15 protein-coding genes and 1 pseudogene are annotated in these 20,242 nt (G+C 71.9%); 3 read left to right on the top strand and 13 right to left on the bottom strand.

Annotation, left to right across the window (positions count from 1 at the left end):
- Nucleotides 1-32: 32 nt before the first annotated feature.
- The 10 genes and pseudogenes from CRV15_RS32505 to CRV15_RS32465 form a co-directional block, all read right to left on the bottom strand.
- Nucleotides 33-1,163 carry an LLM class flavin-dependent oxidoreductase gene (locus CRV15_RS32505; RefSeq protein ID WP_009999371.1) on the bottom strand — a complete coding sequence of 377 codons (1,131 nt, stop codon included), beginning with the start codon at nucleotides 1,161-1,163 and terminating at the stop codon, nucleotides 33-35.
- 167 nt (nucleotides 1,164-1,330) lie between these two features.
- Entirely contained in the window at nucleotides 1,331-2,743 is a 1,413-nt protein-coding gene (locus CRV15_RS32500; protein ID WP_003952846.1) for an NtaA/DmoA family FMN-dependent monooxygenase, read from the bottom strand.
- Complete coding sequence (locus CRV15_RS32495; protein ID WP_003963362.1) at nucleotides 2,740-4,212, bottom strand: LLM class flavin-dependent oxidoreductase; 1,473 nt, start codon at nucleotides 4,210-4,212, stop codon at nucleotides 2,740-2,742. Before CRV15_RS32495 ends, CRV15_RS32500 begins: the two co-directional genes overlap by 4 nt.
- 259 nt (nucleotides 4,213-4,471) lie before the next feature.
- Entirely contained in the window at nucleotides 4,472-5,422 is a 951-nt protein-coding gene (locus CRV15_RS32490) for a glutathione S-transferase C-terminal domain-containing protein (protein ID WP_003952844.1), read from the bottom strand.
- Nucleotides 5,423-5,539: 117 nt separating this feature from the next.
- Nucleotides 5,540-5,665: a putative leader peptide gene (locus CRV15_RS37605; RefSeq protein ID WP_009999368.1), complete on the bottom strand. Its 126-nt coding sequence runs from the start codon at nucleotides 5,663-5,665 to the stop codon at nucleotides 5,540-5,542.
- 154 nt (nucleotides 5,666-5,819) lie between these two features.
- Nucleotides 5,820-6,377, bottom strand: a complete 558-nt coding sequence (gene ssuE / locus CRV15_RS32485) for an NADPH-dependent FMN reductase (RefSeq protein ID WP_003952842.1) — start codon at nucleotides 6,375-6,377, stop codon at nucleotides 5,820-5,822.
- Nucleotides 6,378-6,554: 177 nt separating this feature from the next.
- Complete coding sequence (locus tag CRV15_RS32480; RefSeq protein WP_003963359.1) at nucleotides 6,555-7,133, bottom strand: GNAT family N-acetyltransferase; 579 nt, start codon at nucleotides 7,131-7,133, stop codon at nucleotides 6,555-6,557.
- Nucleotides 7,130-7,381, bottom strand: a pseudogene (locus CRV15_RS32475) (alkanesulfonate monooxygenase); the annotation flags it as partial. The gene CRV15_RS32480 and the pseudogene CRV15_RS32475, both read right to left, overlap by 4 nt.
- Before the next feature lie 629 nt (nucleotides 7,382-8,010).
- Nucleotides 8,011-10,443: an ATP-binding cassette domain-containing protein gene (locus tag CRV15_RS32470; protein ID WP_003963357.1), complete on the bottom strand. Its 2,433-nt coding sequence runs from the start codon at nucleotides 10,441-10,443 to the stop codon at nucleotides 8,011-8,013.
- Nucleotides 10,444-10,817: 374 nt separating this feature from the next.
- Complete coding sequence (locus CRV15_RS32465; RefSeq protein ID WP_003963356.1) at nucleotides 10,818-11,786, bottom strand: MBL fold metallo-hydrolase; 969 nt, start codon at nucleotides 11,784-11,786, stop codon at nucleotides 10,818-10,820.
- Between the two features lie 185 nt (nucleotides 11,787-11,971).
- Here CRV15_RS32465 and CRV15_RS32460 point away from each other — a divergent pair, with 185 nt between their 5' ends.
- On the top strand, nucleotides 11,972-12,679 hold the full coding sequence (locus CRV15_RS32460) for a TetR/AcrR family transcriptional regulator (protein WP_003952836.1): 708 nt from the start codon (nucleotides 11,972-11,974) through the stop codon (nucleotides 12,677-12,679).
- A gap of 32 nt (nucleotides 12,680-12,711) precedes the next feature.
- Here CRV15_RS32460 and CRV15_RS32455 read toward each other — a convergent pair whose 3' ends face one another.
- The gene (locus tag CRV15_RS32455) at nucleotides 12,712-13,752 is read right to left on the bottom strand and encodes a GlxA family transcriptional regulator (RefSeq protein WP_003963355.1); all 1,041 of its coding nucleotides are present in this window, start codon (nucleotides 13,750-13,752) and stop codon (nucleotides 12,712-12,714) included.
- Nucleotides 13,753-14,085: 333 nt separating this feature from the next.
- On the opposite strand from CRV15_RS32455, the gene CRV15_RS32450 reads away from it, so the two are divergent.
- Both CRV15_RS32450 and CRV15_RS32445 read left to right on the top strand, forming a co-directional pair.
- Entirely contained in the window at nucleotides 14,086-14,676 is a 591-nt protein-coding gene (locus CRV15_RS32450; RefSeq protein ID WP_003952834.1) for a cysteine hydrolase family protein, read from the top strand.
- 338 nt (nucleotides 14,677-15,014) lie between these two features.
- The gene (locus CRV15_RS32445) at nucleotides 15,015-16,160 is read left to right on the top strand and encodes a hypothetical protein (protein WP_003952833.1); all 1,146 of its coding nucleotides are present in this window, start codon (nucleotides 15,015-15,017) and stop codon (nucleotides 16,158-16,160) included.
- Nucleotides 16,161-16,285: 125 nt separating this feature from the next.
- Here CRV15_RS32445 and CRV15_RS32440 read toward each other — a convergent pair whose 3' ends face one another.
- Together CRV15_RS32440 and CRV15_RS32435 are read right to left on the bottom strand one after the other, a co-directional pair.
- The gene (locus CRV15_RS32440; protein ID WP_009999367.1) at nucleotides 16,286-17,797 is read right to left on the bottom strand and encodes a hypothetical protein; all 1,512 of its coding nucleotides are present in this window, start codon (nucleotides 17,795-17,797) and stop codon (nucleotides 16,286-16,288) included.
- Nucleotides 17,798-18,277: 480 nt separating this feature from the next.
- Nucleotides 18,278-20,047, bottom strand: a complete 1,770-nt coding sequence (locus CRV15_RS32435; RefSeq protein WP_438817809.1) for an nSTAND1 domain-containing NTPase — start codon at nucleotides 20,045-20,047, stop codon at nucleotides 18,278-18,280.
- Nucleotides 20,048-20,242: the final 195 nt, after the last annotated feature.

The following is a 20,242-nucleotide window of genomic DNA, read 5'->3' as shown; positions in this document are numbered from 1 at the left end:
GCCGGTCCGCCGACCGGCACCGGACCGCGGGCTCATCGGCGTTCCCACTCCTGTGCCAGGAGCCGGTAGGAGCGCACCCGGTCGGCGTGGTCATGGGTGATGGTGGTGATGATCAGTTCGTCGGCCGCGGTGGCCTCCTGGAGTTGTTCCAACTGGTCGGCGACGCGTCCCGGGGAGCCGATGAACTGGGTGTCGACGCGGTCCGCGACCAGGGCCCGGTCCGCGTCGGTCCAGGTGAGGGCGCGGGCCTGCGCCGGGGTGGGGAAGGGGATGGCGCCCTCGGCGGTACGGATGCTGCGGACCCAGGGGCCGTAGCCGGTGGCCAGTTCGCGGGCGGTCGCGTCGTCCTCGGCGACGACGACATCGGCCGAGACGCTGACATGGGGCTTGTCGAGGTGGGCGGAGGGCCGGAAGGCGGCGCGGTAGCCCTCGGCGGCCTCCAGGACGGTCCCCGGGCTGACGTGGTAGTTGGCGGCGAAACGGAGACCGTTGCGGCCCGCGACGTCGGCGCTCTGCCCGCCGCTGCTGCCGAGTATCCAGATCTGCACATCGGCGCCCTCGCCGGGGACGGCGTGCGCCTCGGTCCCGTCCGCGGAGCGGTAGTCGCCGCGCAGCAGCGCGAGGATGTCGTCGACCTGCTCGCCGTAGTCCTGGGTACCGGCGCCCGGCTGGTGCAGCAGTGTGTGCTGGAGCCGGAACCGGGGCGAGCCGAGGAGGTGTTCGAAGGAGAAGCGCGGCGGGATGCGCAGACCGTTGGGGGCGCGTCCGTCCACGACGGGGGTGGTGGCGGACGGCCGGGGCGCCGCCGTCCGACCGGAGGGGCGTCCGCCGGAGCGGCCGAGGCCCAGATCGAGCCGTCCCGGGTGCAGGGCGTCGATCAGTCCGAACTCCTCGACCGTGGACAGCGCGGTGCGGTGGCCGAGCTGCACGGCGCCGGAGCCGATCCTGATGGTGGAGGTCGCGGAGGCGGTCAGGGCCAGGACGACGGCGGGGGAGGCTCCGGCCACGCCCGGGTTGAGATGGTGCTCGGCGAACCAGTAGCGGGCGTAGCCGAACCGCTCGGTCTGCCGGGCGAGGTCGATGGTGTCGCGCAGCGCGTCCGCGGCGGTGGAACCGGACGGTATCGGAACGAGGTCGAGGACTCCCAGGGGGATGCCGGACATGGTGGGGTGTCGCTCCTCAGCGGTCGATGGGCGGGGTGCCGGTGGGGGCCGGGGGTCGGCGGGAGCAGCCCGGGGAGCCGACGGCCGGGGCGGCCGACGGGTGGGCGGGAGCCCGGTGCGCGCCGGGCCGGGGCCGCCGGGCCCGGTGCGCCGCCGGACCCGGGCGGTCATGGCACCGCCCGCCGGGGCCCCGGCCGCGCCCGGGCGTCGGGGTGCGCCAGGCCGAGGTGCTCGCGGAGGGTGGTGCCGGTGTAGTCGTGGCGGAACACCCCGCGTTCCTGGAGCAGGGGGACGACGGTGTCCGCGAACTCGTCCAGTCCGCCGGGGGTGATGTGCGGCACCAGGATGAAGCCGTCGGCGGCGTCCGTCTGGACGAAGGTGTCGATCGTCGCCGCGACGGTGGCCGGGGAGCCGATGAACGACTGGCGGCCGGTGGTCTCGATGACCAGTTCGCGGATGGAGAGGTTCTCCGCGGCGGCCCGCTCGCGCCACTGCCGGGCGACGGCGAGCCGGTCGCCGAACATCCGGACGCTCGCGCGGCCCTGGGCGATGGTGTGCTCACCGGGGTCCGGGTCGACGGCGGGGAGCGGGCCGTCCGGGTCGTACGCCGACAGGTCGCGGTTCCAGACCTGTTCGAGGTAGGTGATCGCGGTCCGGCCGCTGACCTGTTGGCGCCGCACCTCATGGGCCAGTTCCCGCGCCTCCGCGTCGGTGTCGCCGAGGGCGAAGGTCGCCGCGGGCAGGACGAGGAGCTGGTCGGGGGTCCGGCCGTGGCGGGCCAGGCGTCCCTTGACATCGGCGTAGAACTCCCGGCCCGCCTCCAGGGTGCTGTGCCTGCTGAAGATGGCGTCGGCGCTGGACGCGGCGAACTCACGTCCCTCCTCGGAGTCCCCGGCCTGGAAGATCACCGGGCGGCCCTGGGGACTGCGGGGGACGTTGAACCGGCCGGTGATGTCGAAGTGCTGTCCGCGGTGGGCGAAGGTTCCCGCCCGCGCGTCCCCGAGGAAGACTCCGGAGTGCCGGTCGGCGACGATCTCGTCCCCGTTCCAGGAGTCGAACAGCTCGTTGGCGGTGGCCAGGAACTCCCGGGCCCGGGAGTAGCGCTCCTCCTGCGGGAGGAAGCCGCCGCGCCGGAAGTTCTCGCCGGTGAAGGCGTCCCAGGAGGTGACGACGTTCCAGGCGGCGCGTCCGCCCGAGAGATGGTCCAGGCTGGCGAACTGGCGGGCCACCTCGTAGGGCTCGTTGAACGTGGAGTTGATGGTGCCGGTCAGGCCCAGCCGTTCCGTGACGGCGGCGAGCGCGGTGAGCACGGTGAAGGTGTCGGGGCGCCCGACCACGTCGAGGTCGTGTATCCGTCCGCCCTGCTCGCGCAGGCGCAGCCCTTCGGCGAGGAACAGGAAGTCGAACTTGGCGCGTTCGGCGGTCCGTGCCAGATGCGCGAAGGAGGCGAACTCGATATGGCTGCCCGCCCGGGGGTCGCTCCAGACGGTGGTGTTGTTGACGCCGGGGAAATGGGCGGCGAGGCGGATCTGTTTCCGGGGCCTGTTCCCTGACGGTTCTTCCCTGGTCGGACGGGTCATGGTCGGACGGCACCTCCGGGCCGTGCTTCTCCGGATCGGGGACCTCCGGGCCAGGTACCTCCGGATCGGGGGCCTCCGGATCGGGGGCCTCCGGATCGGGGGCCTCCGGATCGGGGACCTCCGGATCGGGGACCTCCGGATCGGGCGGTGGCGTAGCGATTGGCGGGGCGGGGCAGCCCGAGGTGCCCGCGCAGGGTGTCCGCGGCGTAGGCGTGCCGGAAGGCGCCCCGGCGCTGGAGTTCGGGGACGAGGCCCCGGGTGATCTGCTCCAGGTCGTGGCCGAGGACCCCGGGGCGCAGCCGGAAGCCGCCGAGACCGGACGGGCGCCACTCCAGGAGCAGGTCCGCCAGGTCTGCGGGGGTGCCGGTGAAGATCGCGGCGTCGCTGGTCCAGGGGTGGCCCGCGAGGCCGTCCAGGCGGGCCCTCCGGTCGGTCGCCGCGGCGTGGTCGTCGTCCAGGAAGACCACCAGGTCCCCGAGGACGGGCAGCCGCTCGTCCGCCCGGCCCGCCGCGGCCTGCGCGGCGCGGATCTCGGCGACGGCGGCGCGGACCTGTCCGGTGTCGTGCGGGGTGACACAGGCGATGTCGGCCGTACGGCCCACCAGGGAGTACGGCACGTCCCGGTGGGCGAGCAGGCTGATGACGGGCTGTCCTTGCGGTGGCCGGGGGGTGATCGAGGGGCCCTTGACGTTGAAGTGCCTGCCCTCGAAGTCGATGTAATGTAATTTGTCCCGGTCGATAAAGCGTCCGGTGGCGACATCGCGGATCTCCGCGTCGTCCTCCCAGCTGTCCCAGAGGCGGCGCACCACCTCGGCGTGGTCGGCGGCCTCGTCGGAGAGTTCCGCGATCAGGTCCGGTCCGGCCGGGGCGGGCGGTTGTCCGGTGCCTTCAGTACGCCGGGTGTCCCCTGCGTTCTCTGCGTACTCTGCGTTCTCTGCGTCCCTTGCGTTCTCGGGGTTCGGACGGGGGAAGGTCCGGCGGCCGAAGTGCGCGGCCTCGTCGTGCCGCGCCGATATCTGGAGGAGCAGGCCCGCGCGCCCGGCGCTGACATGGTCCAGGGTGGCGATGGCCTTGGAGATGTGGAACGGCTCGGTATGGGTGGCGACGACGGTCGGCACCAGCCCGATGGCACGGGTCAACGGGGCGACACGGGCGGCGACGAGCACCGCGTCCAGCCGGCCCCGTACCTGGTCGGTGCGGGTGTCGGGGGCCAGGGGGTGCGCGGAGGCCGGGGGGTACTCGGGGGCCAAGGGGTGCGCGGATTGCAGGCCGAGCGAGTCCTCGAAGGTCACGAAGTCGAGCAGGCCGCGTTCGGCCTCGGCCACAAGACCGGCCCAGTAACCGGCGGTGAACAGGGCGCGGGGTCTGGCGCCCGGCTCACGCCACGCGGCCGGGTGCCAGCCCGCGCCGTCCAGCGCGACGGCGAGGTGCAGAGGGGACGTTGGGGAAAGGGGGGAAGGTGGGGACACAGCAGGGGCCTTCCTGGTCGACCCTGGGTGGTCACCGGCCCTCGCGCGGAGGGCCGGCGGCAGTGAACGGTCAGGAACGACAGCGGACTCCGGCCACTCGTCGCAGGTCGTTGTGGCGCCGGACGCGGGGGCGTGGCGCCGGGGGTACGGAAGCAGGTGATCGCACCGGGGGGCAGGGAAGCAGGTGATACCGGAGCGGGCGCCGCCGGAGCAGGCCGTACCGGAGCACGTCCTGTCCGAATGTCCGTATGTCCGCAGACTAGGCGGAGCCGTGCGGCCTCAGGTGGAGGGCGTATTGCGGTTTCGTGAAACCGTCCGGGTCCCGCCGGGACGGCGCGTCATCGGCCCCGTCCGGGAGCTGCCCGGTCCAGTCCAGGATCTGCACCGCCGCCCCCGCGGCCTCCAGCCCCCGGCAGTGGCCGTGGTGCCTGCGGGCGATGCCGTCCAGGTCGAGATTGCGGCCGAAGGCGGGCCGGGCTGCCAGCCGCCGCGCGTACCGCCACAGCCTCGGATGGTCGGCGACGCGATGGACCGCTGCGGCGTCGAGGTGCAGCCGGTGCACGGTGTCGAGCTGCACCAGGGCCACCCACACCTGTACGTCGGCGGCGGTGGGTCCGTCGCCGAGGACGAACTCCCGGGTGGTGAGGGTCCGTTCCAGCGAGCCCAGGGCCCGCAGCAGGGTATCGAGGGCAATCCGGCGCGCGCGGGCGTCGGTGTCGGCCCGTCCGGCGTGCTGGGCGGCTTCGTCGATGCCGTACGCGCAGAGCCGTCCGACGGCTGCCAGCTCCTCCTCGGCCCCCTGCGGACAGAGGTCGGGGCCGGGACCGCCGAAGGTCCGGGCCAGGTCCCGGAGGATGTCGGGGGTGTGGGTGCTCACGATCCGCCCCGTCCAGCCGTCGCTCAGGACGGGTGCGGCGGCCGGTCCGGGGTAGCGGTGCGCGCTGGCCTCGTACAGGGGGCGCAGGGCGAGGTGTCCCCCGTCGGGGCTGTCGGGGACCGCGGGCAGCAGGACCACCGGGAGGGTCTCCCCCAGTCCGAGCAGGCTGTGGGTCACGGCGATGCGCAGACAGCGGGGGCAGGAGAGCGACAGGTGGAGGCGGTAGCGGCGCGCTGCGGCGTAGTAGCCGCCGCGCGGATCACGGCCGATCCTGCCCCGGAACGGTCGTGGCGGGGCGGGCGCGGGCAGGGTGGTCGGAAGGGTGGCGGACATGGGTCTCCCTCGGTCCGGGTCCGGCTCTCTGATGCACGGAGGTGCGGCGGGCGTACGCGCGCGGGAAGCGGGGCGCGCGTACGCGACCGGGACGCGGTGCCGCTGGGCACCGCCGGATCAGCGCGGAGGGCTCGCCGCGCTGGAGACGCGCAGGAGATCGATGTGGCGGCGGGAGGTCAGGAGCAGCGGCGGCTGGGGCGCGCGCACCGCACAGCCTGCGGGCGACTCCAGACGCTCCGTCATGTCCTGTCCGCTCCTGCCCGTCCGCTGGCGCTGGGGATTCTGCTCTGGAGTTTCCGGTGGCGCGCGGGCCGCGTCAAGGGGGTACGGCCCGTCTTCCGTACGGCACCGCCCCCCGTACCGGGGCCCTTTCGCCGGTGAGCTGCGGTGTTTGTGCTCATCCGGTGGGTGCCAGGCGGGTCGTACGGCCGCCGAGAGCCGCCGAGAACCGGTCGACCACCTGGGCCAGGGCCTCGGCCGCGCCCTGGGTGACGGTCACGGCTCCGGAGTCGCCCACCGTGATGTCCTGGTCGAGGGTGAACCAGCCCTGGACGATGTGGGTGGCGCCCATGGAGCTGAGCACCGGGCGCAGGGCGTAGTCGATCGCCAGGGCGTGTGCGGTGGTGCCGCCGGTCGCCAGCGGCAGGACGGTCTTGCCCGCGAGGGCGTACTGCGGCAGCAGGTCCAGCAGCGACTTCAGCAGTCCGGAGTAGGCGGCCTTGTAGACGGGGGTGCCGATGACGATCCCTTCGGCGCGGTCGAACAGCGTGGCCGCCCCGGTGATCGCCGGGTGGCGGAGGTCGGCGCCGAACAGGGCCTCGGCGGGGAGGGTACGGACGTCCAGGGGGATCACCTCGTGTCCCTGGGCCGTGAGCCGTCGGTCCAGGTGGCGCAGGAGATGAGCGGTACGGGAGGTGGCGGAGGGGCTTCCGGAGACGGACAGGACGGTGGCCATGGCGGACCTTTCGGAGGCGTGCGGTGGCGTGCGGTGGCGGGGGCGCGGTACGGGGCCGAGGGGCACGCCCGTCCCGGAGCGGTGGGTGCCGACAGTCCCGGAGCAGTAGATGCCGACGGCCCCGGTGCTCCGCGTGGTGATGGGGGGCTCCGGGTACGGACACCCGCACCCGGGCGCTCACTCGTCGCGGACGCCCGGGCGGGCCCGGTGCCCCGCGGGCGGCAGATGCTTCTCGAAGGGCAGGAGGCCGATGGACTCCGGGTCGGCCTCGGTGTCGAACAGCGGGGTGTAGCCGGTGCTGAGGTACAGCCCCCGGGCCTCGGGCTGGCGGGGACCGGTGGTCAGGCGTATCCGCCGGTAGCCCCGGGCGCCCGCCTCGCGCTCCAGCTCGGCGACGACACGCCGGGCCAGCCCGCGCCGCCGGTGGGCGGAGTGCGTCCAGATCCGTTTCAGCTCGGCCGTGCTCTCGTCGTACCGGCGGAACGCGCCGCCCGCGACGGGCTCTCCGGCCTCCAGGAGCAGGAGCAGGACACCGCCGTACGGGGCGGTGAACTCCTCGTCGGGGTAGCGGGCGAGTTCGGCGTGGGCGTCCCTGCCGTAGCGGGCCGCGTACTCCTCACCGAGTTCGCGCAGCAGGGGCCCTGTCCTGGGGTCGGACACCGCCGCCCGCAGGACCACGGGCCCGGCGGGGGCCGGTGGCGGTTGCGCGGCGGAGGCCGTCCGCTCATCGGGGTCCGTCCGCTCGACGGAGGTCACTCGCGCACCGCCGTGGGGTTGCCCGCCGTGGGACTGTCCGCCGCCAGGGTGTGGGGACCGCGCTCCGTCCGCCGGGCGTCGCGCCCGACGACCTCCGCGCGGACGATCGGGATCACCTGCCTGCCGGAGTCGATGGCGTCGCCCAGCAGGTCGTAGCCGCGGGCGGAGAGGATGTCGACACCGAGGTCGTCGTAGTCCAGCAGCGCGCGGGCGACCGTCTCCGGGGTGCCGACCAGGGCGTTGGAGGAGGCGCCGGAGCGCGGGGTCGTTTCGGAGCCGTTGTTGGTGGCGGCGATGCCAAGGAACTCCACGGGCATGGGGGGTGACCTTCCCTCAGGTCCTCTGGGGCCGTACCGGGAGCCGGGCACGGCGAAGCGGCCTCGGTGCCGCCGGGGCGGGCGGCGCCTCAGGAGGCGGGAACCCCGTGGCGCGAAGGGGCGGTACGGGGTGCGACGGAGCGCGGCGGGGACTCAGAAGGGTCGGCGCCGGGTCAGGTGCGACACGCGGCCGACCACACCCGGCCGAAGTCGATGTGATCACGGGTGATCAGGTGCCGCTCGGCAGTCATGCACTCAATTGAGCAGAACTTTTCGCTTCTCGTCAACCAGGGACCGGACGATGCGGCGACGTTGAGCAAATCCCTTACGTGATGGACATATTCGGCCAGGACGGTGTCCGCCCTCCCGCCAGGCCGGTGTCCGCCCTCCCGCCGGGGCCGGAACGACCCGCCGCGCGGGAAGGCGGCCCCGGCCCCGGAGGCGCGTCCCGCCGGGGCGGCGAGCCCCGGCGGCCAGGCCCGGAGAGCGGTCAGCCCTGAGAGAGGTCAGCCCTGAGAGAGGGAGCGGGGGCCCCGGAGAGGGAGCGGCCCCGAGAACGCTCAGGCGTCGACGTACGCCGCCAGGTGCTCGCCGGTGAGGGTGGAACGGGCGGCGACAAGGGCGGCGGGGGTGCCCTCGAAGACGATCCGGCCGCCGTCGTGGCCCGCGCCGGGGCCGAGGTCGACGATCCAGTCGGCGTGGGCCATGACGGCCTGGTGGTGTTCGACCACGATCACCGACTTGCCGGAGTCGACCAGCCGGTCGAGAAGGCCGAGAAGCTGCTCGACGTCGGCGAGGTGCAGACCGGTGGTCGGCTCGTCGAGGATGTAGACGCCGCCCTTCTCGGCCATGTGGGTCGCCAGCTTGAGCCGCTGCCGCTCGCCGCCGGAGAGGGTGGTGAGCGGCTGTCCGAGGGTGAGATAGCCGAGCCCGACATCCGCGAGGCGGCCGAGGATGCGATGGGCGGCGGGCGTCCGCGCCTCACCGGTGGCGAAGAACTCCGCCGCCTCGGTCACCGACATCGCCAGCACCTCGCTGATGTCGCGGCCCCCGAGGCGGTGCTCCAGCACCGACGCCTGGTAGCGCTTGCCCTCGCACTCCTCGCAGGGGGTCGAGACACCCGCCATGATCGCGAGATCGGTGTAGATGACCCCGGCGCCCTTGCAGGCGGGGCAGGCGCCTTCCGAGTTGGCGCTGAACAGGGCCGGCTTCGCCCCGCTGGCCTTCGCGAACGCCTTGCGGATCGGGTCGAGCAGCCCGGTGTACGTGGCCGGGTTGGACCGGCGCGAGCCACGGATCGCGCTCTGGTCGATCGAGACCACCCCCGCGCCGTCCGGGTCCGGCCGAGCACCCGGCGAGCCGTTCATCAGGGAGCCGTGGACCAGGGAACTCTTTCCGGAGCCCGCGACACCGGTGACGACGGTGAGCACCCCGAGCGGAATATCCACATCGACATCGCGCAGGTTGTGCGTCGCCGCGCCGCGGATCTCCAGGGTTCCGGTGGGCTTCCGCACGGTCTTCTTGAGGGCGGCGCGGTCGTCGAAGTGACGGCCGGTGGCGGTGTCGGCGGCCCGCAGGCCCTCGACGGTGCCCTCGAAGCAGACCGAGCCGCCCGCCGTACCGGCGCCGGGGCCGAGGTCGACGACATGGTCCGCGATCGCGATCGTCTCCGGCTTGTGCTCGACGACCAGCACGGTGTTGCCCTTGTCGCGCAGCCGCAGCAGCAGCTCGTTCATCCGCTGGATGTCGTGCGGGTGCAGACCCGTGGTGGGCTCGTCGAAGACATAGGTGACGTCGGTGAGCGCGGAGCCGAGGTGGCGGATCATCTTGACGCGCTGCGCCTCGCCGCCGGAGAGGGTGCCGGACGAGCGGTCGAGGGAGAGATAGCCGAGGCCGATCTCCACGAACGAGTCGAGCGTCTCCCGCAGGGCCGTGAGCAGCGGCGCCACGGAGGGCTCGGCGAGGCCGCCGGCCCAGGCGGCGAGATCGCTGATCTGCATGGCGCAGGCGTCGGCGATGTTGATTCCGTCGATCCGGGAGGAACGGGCCGCTTCGCTGAGCCGGGTGCCCTCGCAGTCGGGGCAGTCGGTGAAAGTGACGGCGCGCTCCACGAAGGCCCGGATATGCGGCTGCATGGCCTCCTTGTCCTTGGCCAGGAAGGACTTGCGGATCTTGGGGATGAGCCCCTCGTAGGTGAGGTTGACGCCGTTGACCTTCACCTTGACCGGCTCGCGGTGCAGGAAGTCCTGCATTTCCTGGCGGGTGAACTCACGGATCGGCTTGTCCGGGTCGAGGAAGCCGGACTGGGCGTAGAGCCCCACGGTCCAGACGTTGTCCGACTTCCAGCCGGGGATGGTGAACGCGCCTTCGGCGATCGACTTGGAGTCGTCGTAGAGCTGGGTGAGGTCGATGTCGGAGACGCTGCCCCGGCCCTCGCAGCGCGGGCACATGCCGCCGGTGCGGGTGAAGGTCTGCTTCACGGTCTTGGCGGAGCCGCGTTCGACCGTGATCGCGCCGCTGGCGCGGACCGAGGGGACGTTGAACGCGAACGCTCCGGGCGGGCCGATGTGGGGGGTGCCGAGTCGGCTGAAGAGGATGCGCAGCATCGCGTTGGCGTCGGTGGCGGTGCCGACGGTGGAGCGGGGGTCGGCGCCCATCCGCTGCTGGTCGACGACGATGGCGGTGGTCAGTCCTTCGAGTACGTCGACCTCGGGGCGGGCGGGCGTCGTCATGAAGCCCTGTGCGAAGGTGTTGTAGGTCTCGTTGACGAGCCGCTGGGACTCGGCGGCGATCGTGTCGAAGACGAGTGAGCTCTTGCCGGAGCCGGAGACGCCGGTGAAGACTGTCAGGCGGCGCTTGGGGATCTCGATGCTGACGTCGCGGAGGTTGTTCTCGCGGGCGCCGTGCACGCGGATCATCTCGTGGGTGTCGGCGGTGTGCGGCGCGGACGCCCGGGTGTCCGCCTTCTTGGCCTTGCTCACTCGTGTCTCCATCCGTCAGGCCCGGAGATGCCTCATAGCCTCATAGGGCGCACAAGTATCGCAAGTCAGTTCTTGTCGACAAAATTCAACATAAGATCTGCATAAGCGCCTGCCCTGCCGCCCCTGCTCTGCCGCCCCTGCTCTGCCTACGGAGCGGGGCGGAGCAAGGACGGCGCGGAGCAAGGACGGCGGGGCGGGGAAATGCTCGGTGTGGCCCGGGGCCGGGCCGGTGCCCCGGACCACGTCCGCCTCACCGCGGTGGTTTCACCGCCGGTGGTTTCACCGTGGTGGCTCTTCACCACGGCGCTTCTCTATCGCGGTGCCTCGCGGTGCCTCGCGGTGCCGCTTTATCGCGGTGCTTCGATCGCTTCAGTCGCTTCGGTCGCTCACGACAGCTTCTTCGTCTCGCCCGCCGGGGCCAGGTCGATCAGCTTGTCGTCGATGCCCTGCTCCTGGAACGCCTTGACCAGGGACTTGGTGTCCTCGGAGTAGATGTTCCAACTGTCGGTGTGGACCGGCACCACCTTGCGCGGGTTGAGGTCCTTCGCCACCTGCGCCGCGTTCTTCGAGGTGAGAGTCAGCGGAGCGTTGTCGAGGATCGCGGGGGTGCGGGCGGCTCCGGCGAAGAGGATGGCCGTGTCGATGGGGCCGATCTCCTTGGTGACGCGCTCCCCCACCTCCTTGGCGACCTTGACGGAGGCGTTGTCACCGGAGACATAGGTGGTGGGCACGCCCTCTCCGCTGAGGACGAAGCCGGTGACCTCGCCGTCCGCGCCGCGGTCCACACCGTCGGGACCGTGCAGACCGGGCACCGCGGTGATCTTGATGGTGCCACCCGCCGTCTTCAGCTCCTGCGCCTCCCACGCCTTCATACCGGTGACGTGATCGCCGAGGGTCTTTCGCGCCCCGGGCGTGGAGAGCACGACGGGCATCTCCTTGAGCAGGTCACGGCCCTTGTCGTCGAGGTTGTCGTCGTGCTGGTGGTGGGAGAGGAGCACGGCGTCGATCTTGCCGATCCTGTCGGTGCCGAACGCGGGGGCCTGGATCTTCTCCAGGCCGCTCTTGTACTTCTTGGGCGCGTCGAAGGTCGGGTCGATCAGGATGCGCGAGCCCGCGATCTCCAGGATCGTGGTCGGCCCGCCCACATGGGTCACGGTGAATGCCCCGGCGCCGGCGGACGAGGAGTCGGCGGCCCCCGACGCGGGGGTCTGGGTGTCGGCGGTCTTGGCGTCGGTGTTGGGCTTCGCCTTCGCCTCGTCTTTGGTGTCCTCTCCGCCGCAGGCGGCGAGGAGGGCCACGCTCGCGGTGACCGCGACGACGGTGGAGGCGGCACGGAGGAACGTCGGACGACTCATGGGGGAATACCAGCTCTCTCGCTAGGAACAGCCAGGCTTGTGGAGGACCTGTGGAGGCGACCCGGCCTCTCGATGTTGGCAAAGCTAACACAGTTCGTTAGCGACGCTACAAGAGCTTCAGAGATATGCACGGTTTATTCGCTTAAGCCCGAATCTAATCTGTTAGCGCTGTTATCATTGGCGGCATGTCAACGGCACGAGAGCGCATCCTGGAAGCCACCGCGGAACTGCTCGCCACCAAGGACGCCCTGGCGATCTCGACCCGGGCCATCTGTGACCGGGCCAGAGTCGGCATGCCGGAGATCTACCGCCAGTTCGGCGACAAACAGGGGCTGCTCACAGCAGTGGCCGATGTCGGCTTCCAGCGCTTCCTCGCCAATAAACGGCGCAACCCGCTCACCGACGACCCAGTGGCGGATCTGCGGACGGCCTGGGACAGCCATGTCGCGTTCGCGCTCGGCCATCCCCATCTGTACCGGCTGATGTTCACCCCCACCGGGGACGCCAAGCCGCAGGCGATCAAGGAGGCGCAGGCCCTGCTGCTGTCGGCCCTGGAGCGCTGCCGGGCGGCCGGGCGGCTGCGCACGGCACCGGAGCTGGCCGGTCAGGCCATCCTCTCCGCCAATGTGGGGGTGTGCCTGATGGCGCTGTCCTTCCCGGAGCTGTTCGGGGGGCTCGACATCTCGCAGGCGGTACGCGACGCCGTGATCGGGAAGGTCACCGGCGACGAACGGGAGGACACCCGGATCGGCACCGCCACCGTCCTCGCGCAGGCCTTGGTCGACACCCTCACGGGGACGGCTTCCGTGGACACTGCCGCCGTCGACCGGCTGGCCCGCGCACTGCGCCCCTCGGACACCGAGGGCACCTCGGGCACCTCGGGCACCCCCTGAGCCTTCAGGCACCCCCAAATCTCAGGCGCCTCCTACACCTCGGACACCTCGTAGGCCCGGGGCCACGCCTCGGAGATCCCGGTGACCGGCCCGACCCTGAAGCGGAGCCGGTACTCCGTCGGCGTCGTGCCCAGCCTGCGCCGGAACGCCCGGATGAGGGTGTCCGTCGTACCGAATCCGCAGGTGGACACGATGCGGTCCAGAGTGACGTCCGTCGACTCCAACTGATTGCGCGCCATCTCCACGCGCGCCGACTCGATATAGGCGCTCGGCGTCATGCCCAGCTCGGCCTTGAAGATCCGGTTGAGCTGCCGCTCGCTGACATGGGCGTGCGCGGCGAGGTCCGCGGCGGTGAGCTGTTCGCCGATGTTGCGCGTGACGTAGTGCCGCAGCTCCTCCACGCGCCGGGTCGCGGAGACGGGCTCCAGCGGAACGCTGAACTGGCTCTGCCCACTGGGCCGTTTCAGATACATCACGAGCTGACGGGCCACGCGCAGCGCCGTGGTCTCGCCGAAGTCGTCGGCCACCAGGGCGAGCGACAGATCGAGACAGGCGCTGATCCCCGCGCCGGTCCACACATTGCCCTCGCGGATGAAGATGGGGTCGGCGTCCACCTCGACCTCCGGGTGGTCGGCGGCGAGCTGTTCCGCCGTCGACCAGTGGGTGGTGGCGCGCTTGCCGTCGAGCAGCCCGGCGGCGGCGAGGATATGCGCCCCCACACAGACGGACGTGACCCTGCGGGTCCGCTCGGCGAGCTTCCGCACCCAGGCGACCACGGTCGGGTCGGTGAGCGCGTGGACCCGGCGTTCGTTGTCGACCTCGACCGAACCGGGCACCAGCAGCGTGTCGATGGCCCGTACGGCCAGTTCCTCGAAGGTGGCGTCGGGAAGGATGCGCACCCCGGCGGACGTGGTGACGGGGGCCATGGTCTCGGCGGCCAGGACGACCTCGTAGCCGGTCGCGTCCTCCGTCTCCCGCTGGACGAGGGCGAACACCTCGGGCGGTCCGGTGACGTCGAGCAGATCGACGCCCTCGAAGAGGACGATCACGATGAGTCGTCTGACGGTGCTCATGAAGTCTCCGCAGGTCAGGGTCGGGTCACAGCCAGGGCGGCGGCAAGGTCGGAGCCAGGGGCCCCAGACCGGAAGCCGACGGCCGGGTATGACGCGGGGTCAGGGGTCAGGGGTGTCCCAGGCATACGGCTGGCTGGAACGGCATGTCCGGATCTGCATGCTAGATGACATTGTTAACACCTCTTCACGGGCCGTAGTTTTTTTAATCGCAGCTCACCGCGGGGGTGAGCTTCACATCAGCGACACATTTGGCATCAATCCGGCCCACGTCCGGTCGGCCTGCCTGCCCTGCCTGCCCTGCATCCGGCACACACACCCTGAGGTGGTACTCCCATGGCTACGACGACCCTGCGCGCGCTCAACGGCTTCGATGAGACGCCTGCGTCGCTTGCCGACTCGACCCTGATCCTGGTCGACTTCCAGAACACCTACACCACCGGTGTGATGGAGCTGGAGGGCTGGCAGCAGGCGCTCGAATCCGCCGCCGCGCTGCTGGGCCGGGCCCGGGCGGCGGGTGCCGAGGTCATCCACGTGGTCAACGACGGCGGCGAGGGCACCCCGTACGACATCCGCGCGGAGATCGGGGAGATCCACCCGCTCGTGGCACCGGTCGGGGACGAGCCCATCGTCGTCAAGCAGGTCCCGAACGCGTTCGTGGACACCGACCTGGGCAGCCTCGTCGACGCGGCCGGGAACAAGGACGTCATCGTCGTCGGGTTTATGACGCACATGTGTGTGCTGTTCACGACGCAGGGCGCGTTCCTGCACGGGAACCGGCCCACCGTCGTCGCCGACGCCTGTGCGACCCGGCCCCTGTCGTCGGCGGGCGTCGAGCTGACCGCACATCAGATCCACCACGGCGCGCTCGCGACCGTCGCGGACCTCTACGGGGTGGTCGTCCCGTCCCAGGAGTCCCTGGTCTGACCTGACCTGACCATGCCTGACCTGACCTGACCATGTCTGGCCTGGTCAGACCTTGTCTGGTCTGGTCTGGCCTGACTTCGGCCGGACCACCCCCACGGTCCGCCCCTCCCCCACCCCCACGGTCCGACGACACCCTCACGGTCCGACGACCGCCCCTCCTCGACCTGCGCCCGGGCCGGTCCCGCCGTCCACGTACGGGACAGCTCCCACCGGCCCGCGCAGTGCCGGTCCCCCCACCTCTCCCCCTCCCCCCCACGGAGTGACCGAGTGAACACCTCTCACCTCCCCCACGGAATGACAGAACACCTCCATCCCCGATTCAGACGGAGATACAGATCATGGCTACCCGCCGCGGTTTCATCGGTGCCGCCTCCGCCGTAGGCGCCGCTTCCTTCCTCGCCGCCCAGGCTTCGCCCGCCTCGGCGGCCCCGTCCGGCATCCAGCCGGTCACGGAGCGCGAGGCGAGAGACTCGATGCTCTCGGTGAACAGAGAGATGAGACTGAACTACGCCGCGCTCAAGGCCGACCTGATCAAGCATCTGAGCCCCGTGGTCGTCGTGCAGAACGACGCCAAGGGCGGCAGGTTCACCCTGGTCCACAAGGGAACGCTGACGACGGAGAACCCCGTCTCCGAGACCTTTGAACTGGCGAAGTCCATCAGCCACGTTCCGCTCGGTATCTTCTCGGTCATCGCCCCGTATCTGAGCAGCCAGGTTCCGAACCTCCCCAACGCGAGCCGCATCGATCCGCACGATCTGCGGATGGTCGCGTTCAAGGGCAACAGCACCACCGGCTGGATCACCCCGCTCCAGGGGTACGCCGCGTCCCTGCTCACCGCCCGCGACCACATCAAGAGCGCGAACATACCCGCGGACATGGCGGCGGGCTGCACGGCGCTGCTGAACGCCGCGCTCAAGTTCATCGACGACTCCACCCTCGCCAAGTCCTTCGACATGAAGTCGTTCGAGGACTTCTCCGGCAGCGTGTACCCGAACATCCGCACCAACATGAAGCACGCGTCGGCGGCGCAGATCGCCGGTGTGCAGGACGTCATGAAGCGGTGGCGGGCCAAGATCGGTGAGACGGAGTGGAAGGACCTCTACTGCGTGGTGCTCTCGCAGTGGACGACGTCCGTCCTCAACCAGAACTCGATCATCATCAAGCCGTGCATGAACCCGGCCAAGGTGGCCACCCATCTGATCGACCTGCCGGCCGTCGAGCCGCCCAAGGACCCGATCTTCGTCGCGCTGGACAACCTCGCCCGGATCGTCCAGGACAACATCGCCGCCGAAATGGTCTTCCCCGTGGACGCGAAGGTCGCCGACGCGCTGAAGGGGCAGCAGGACCTGCTGTCGGACGAGATCCTCATCCAGATGGGCGAGACGACTCCCGGTGGCGCGCGCACCGCCTCCACCGCGGGTGCCGCCCTTGCCTCCGGCGCGGCCGACGCCTGCCCCTTCCACGAGAAGGCCATGCGGATCTGACGTCCTGACGGACCGGTGATCTGACGCCCCCGGCCGGTCAGGAAGCAGTACCGGGGGCGGTACCCGGGGCGGTACCGGGGGCGCGGGCACTCAGCCCGAGCGTCATCGGTGTGTGCGGCCCGCGGTCATGTCGCGGGCCGCCGGTAGTGGACACGGATCTCCGGGTAGAGCAGCGACTTGTCCTTGATCAGGAATTCGTTGGTCCCTGTCGCGCCGAACAGGGTCGGGTTCTTCTTGAAGCCGGGGCTCATCACGGAGGTGCGGCCGTCCTTCATCGTCTTGTGGTCCTCACCCCGCCGGTTGTTCCCGTAGTGCGCGAAGTTGGGTGAGCCGATGAGGCCCCGCATCAGCATCAACTGCCGGGGCGGGTGCGTCACGTCCGTGCACTCGGGGTCCTCGCACCGGGGACAGGCGAAGTACGTCTGTGCCTTGGAGGAGTTGTCGGCGACGTAGGTGCCCTGGCCCAGCACACCGTATCGGGGCTTGTCCTCGGTGCCCCTGTTCCGGCCCAGCTCGGGCGCCGGCCCGTGCTCGTCGATCAGGTCCATGATGCCGGTGCCGGTGCCGTGCCAGAGGAACGCCTCCCCGGCGTCCTGGGGGACGCCCGGCGGCAGCTGGCCGGGGCGTTCGAAACCGGGCCGGACCGAGGTCGACGCCGCACCGCCGAGGTTGGGCCGACGCCCGGTGGACCAGGGAATCAGCTCGCTGCGGTCCTTCCCCGACGCCTCCAGTCCCCGCTCACTGTGGGAGATCAGCGACTGGTGGTACAGCTGCCGGTTGGTCGTGTACTTCTCCCACAGCTCGGGGTTGGCGCATACGACGATGTCCACGATGTCCATGAAAGCGCTGCTCGGCGGGGGCGGACCGCCGGGCTTGCCCTCCTGGAGCCGACGGGTGTGGGACGCCCGCTGCTCATCGGTGATCGCCGGGTCGGCGAGCCGCTTCCGGGACTCGGCCATCCGGGTCGCCTCGCCCTTCGGCGCGGTGACGGGCATGTGTTCCTGGGAGAGCCGGGTGTACTCCTCGACGGCGCTCCACACCCGGTGGCCCTGGGGCACGGAGGCCGTGTGGTAGCCCCGTCCGCTGTCGTTCCACACCAGGTCGTTCCAGTAGTCCGGGATCTCCCTGCCGAGTACGGCATTGAGGTCCGGCGGCAGCCCGACCTGCGGCTGCGGTGGGGCCGGAGCCGCAGCCGGGGCCGCGGGGGTGTTGCCCGGTGTCCGCTGGATCCACACGGCGGACGGCTCCGCGGCACGCTGGACGCCCACGATGAGCGAATCGGCCGTGTACGCCACGGCGCCGTGGTCGGCCGCCGCGTGCCTGCCAAGGGTGGCGACCGCCTCGTCCGGCGGCACCCGGCGCTGCGCGGGCGTCTCCCCGTGGCGGCATCCCGGACCGTGCTCGTGCAGATCGGTGTCCGCGTCGCGCTGCACCGGGGGATTCGCGTGCCCGCACCCGGGGCCGTGCTGGTGCCGGGCCTCGGCGAGTGCGCGCGAGACGGCCGCGTTCCCGGCCAGCCGCTGGAGCGCGAGGACTTGGGCCGCCCACCCGGGCACCCGGGGCGATCGGGGCCGGGGCCCCGCCGGTCCGGTCCCCCGGTCCCGCTCCTTGCCACTGTCCTGCGCGCGCACGAGCACCCCCTCAATGGTGGTTGCACAGCGGTACGACTCTCCTCCCGGCCCGCCCGGACCGGGCAGGACCCCGAAGGCACCTCCAGGGGCAGGGGATGTGCCCCGTCCCCGCACCGGAGGACGCTCCGGCGGGCGCCGCGCGCGGGAGGACGAAGGGTCACCTTCCCTCCGCGCGGCCGGTTCACTCCCCCGGCCGGGGGCCGGTTCGTCCGGTCGTCCGGGGGGGCGACGACGCGTCGGACGGGTACCCCGGGGCGAGTTCCCCGGCACCGTGCCGGAGTATGCCTCCCCGGCCGCGGCTCCCCGGCCGCGGCTCCCTGTCCCCTGTCCCCTGTCCCCTGTCCCCCGTCCCCCGTCCCCCGTCCCCCGTCCCCCGTCCCCCGTCCCCCGTCCCCCGTCCTGCAACGGTCGGCCGGCGAGAGGGACACGGATACGGCTGCTCACGGTCACGAACACGAGCACGAGCACGAACACGGGCACGGCTCCCTACCAGGCGATCACACCCGCGAGCGGCACGAGCGCGAGCAGCACGAGCGCGAGGAGGGCCGCGCGGGCTGCGGCGGAACGCCGGAGGCGGCGGACGACGCGATCACGGGCGCGCTCCTCGTCACGCCGGACGGTGGTCGCGGCGGTGATCGCGGCGGTGAGGAAGGCGCGTTCGGCGGCGGTCAGCCCCTCATGGGGAGGGGGGAACGCCTCCCGCGCGGTCGCGAGGCGGGTGCCGCGGTACAGCGCCCCGGGGTCCTGGTGGCGTCCGGCCCAGGTCGCGGCGTCGGCGGTGAGCCGACAGTGGACGACGAGCCGCGCGCGTTCCTCGTCGACCCAGTCGCGCAGCCGCGGCCAGGCGGTGATGAGGGCGTCGTGCGCGAGGTCGGCGGTGTCGTCGTCGAGGGTGATCAGCCGGGCACGGCTGAGGTGTTCGCACACCGCCGCCGCGCCGTCGGCGGTCTCCAGCTCGGCGCGGGGCGCGGGGCGGCGGGTGTCGGGAGCGCCCTGGCCGGGGGTGATGAGCCGGAGGAGGATACGGCGGGCGTGCCGGGCCTGCTCGGGGGTGAGCCGCTGGTAGGTGTGTTCGGCGGTGTCGGCGACGGCGCCGTGGATGCCGCCGACGGCCTCGTACGCGGCGAGGGTGAGCGTCCGGCCCCTGCGGCGGTGCCACACCTCCAGCAGCGCGTGCGACATCAGCGGCAGACCACCCGGCTCGGCGGCCGTCTCCTCGACGATCCGCGCGGCCAGATCGCGTTCGACCACGAGCCGTGCGGACCTGGCCGGGCCCACGACCGCCCGTCGCAGCTCGGCCGGGGTCATCGGGCCGATGGGCAGATGCGCCTCGCGCACCGCCTCGACCAGGCCGGGGTGTTCCGTGCAGCGGCCGTAGAAGTCGGCCCGGACGGCGACGACGACCCGCAGTCGGCTGCCGGGCTCCCGGGCCGCCAGCAGCAGCCGGAGGAACCGCGCCCGCTCGGCCGGGTCGTCGCACAAGGTGAAGACCTGTTCGAACTGGTCCACGATCACGAAGGCGTCCCCGGACCCTGCGGGCGGCGGGACGAAGGCGGGGGCGTGGGCGGCGGCCGGACGGGGCCCGGGGGTGAGGACCCGGACCGCCGCGCAGCGCACCGGACCGACCGTCCCGCGCGGCACCGGACCGACGACCCCGCCCGGCACCGGACCGGCCGTCCCGCTCCGCACCGGACCGGCCGCACCGCCGTGCCCCTGGCCGATCGGCGCGCTGCGCCCCGTTGCCCCGTTCTCCGGGTACGGTCGCAGAGCGGGCAGCAGCCCGGCGCGCAGCAGCGAGGACTTGCCGCTGCCGGAGGCGCCGGTGAGGATCACCAGCCGGTGCGCGCGGACCAGTTCGACGAGCCGTCCGAGCGTCTGCTCCCGGCCGAAGAACAGATCCCGGTCCCCCGGCTCGTACCGGACGAGTCCCCGGTACGGCGGCCGGGTCGTGTCGGGGTCGTCGGCGACGCGGACCACCTGCTGCCGTTCGACCGCGACGGCGGTCTCGTGCCACAGGGCCGCCCACTCCTCCGTTCCGCCCCCGCACACGGACGTGTACGCGAGCGCCACCGGAAGCGACGGCAACTGATCGCCCGCGGCGGCCGCGGCCAGTGTGCTCGCCGAGTACCCGGCGACGTGTGCCATCTCGCGGTAGGTCGGCCCGCCCGCCGCCGCCCGTAACTCCCGCAGCCCGCAGGCGAACCGTTCCACCGGCCCCGCCTCCGGGTCCAGTGGCCGCTCTCGACGCCCCGCCATCGGCCCGCTCCTCCCCGGTCGGCTTCGCTGCCGCCCTGGCTGCTCCTGCCTGCTCCTCTCCGGCATCGAACCGCGCGCGGACATTGTCCGAACAGCGGGGAACGGAGTTACCGGACAACGTGGCAGGGCGCTGGAACGCGGAGGTGGCCGCGGTATCGGGGGAAAGCCGACGCGAACGGCCGGGGCGGGCTTCGA

Origin of the sequence: Streptomyces clavuligerus, from assembly GCF_005519465.1 — a bacterium.
Classification (GTDB): Bacteria; Actinomycetota; Actinomycetes; order Streptomycetales; family Streptomycetaceae; genus Streptomyces; species Streptomyces clavuligerus.
Note: the sequence above shows the minus strand (reverse complement) of the source record. Positions and strands in the feature narration are given on the sequence as shown.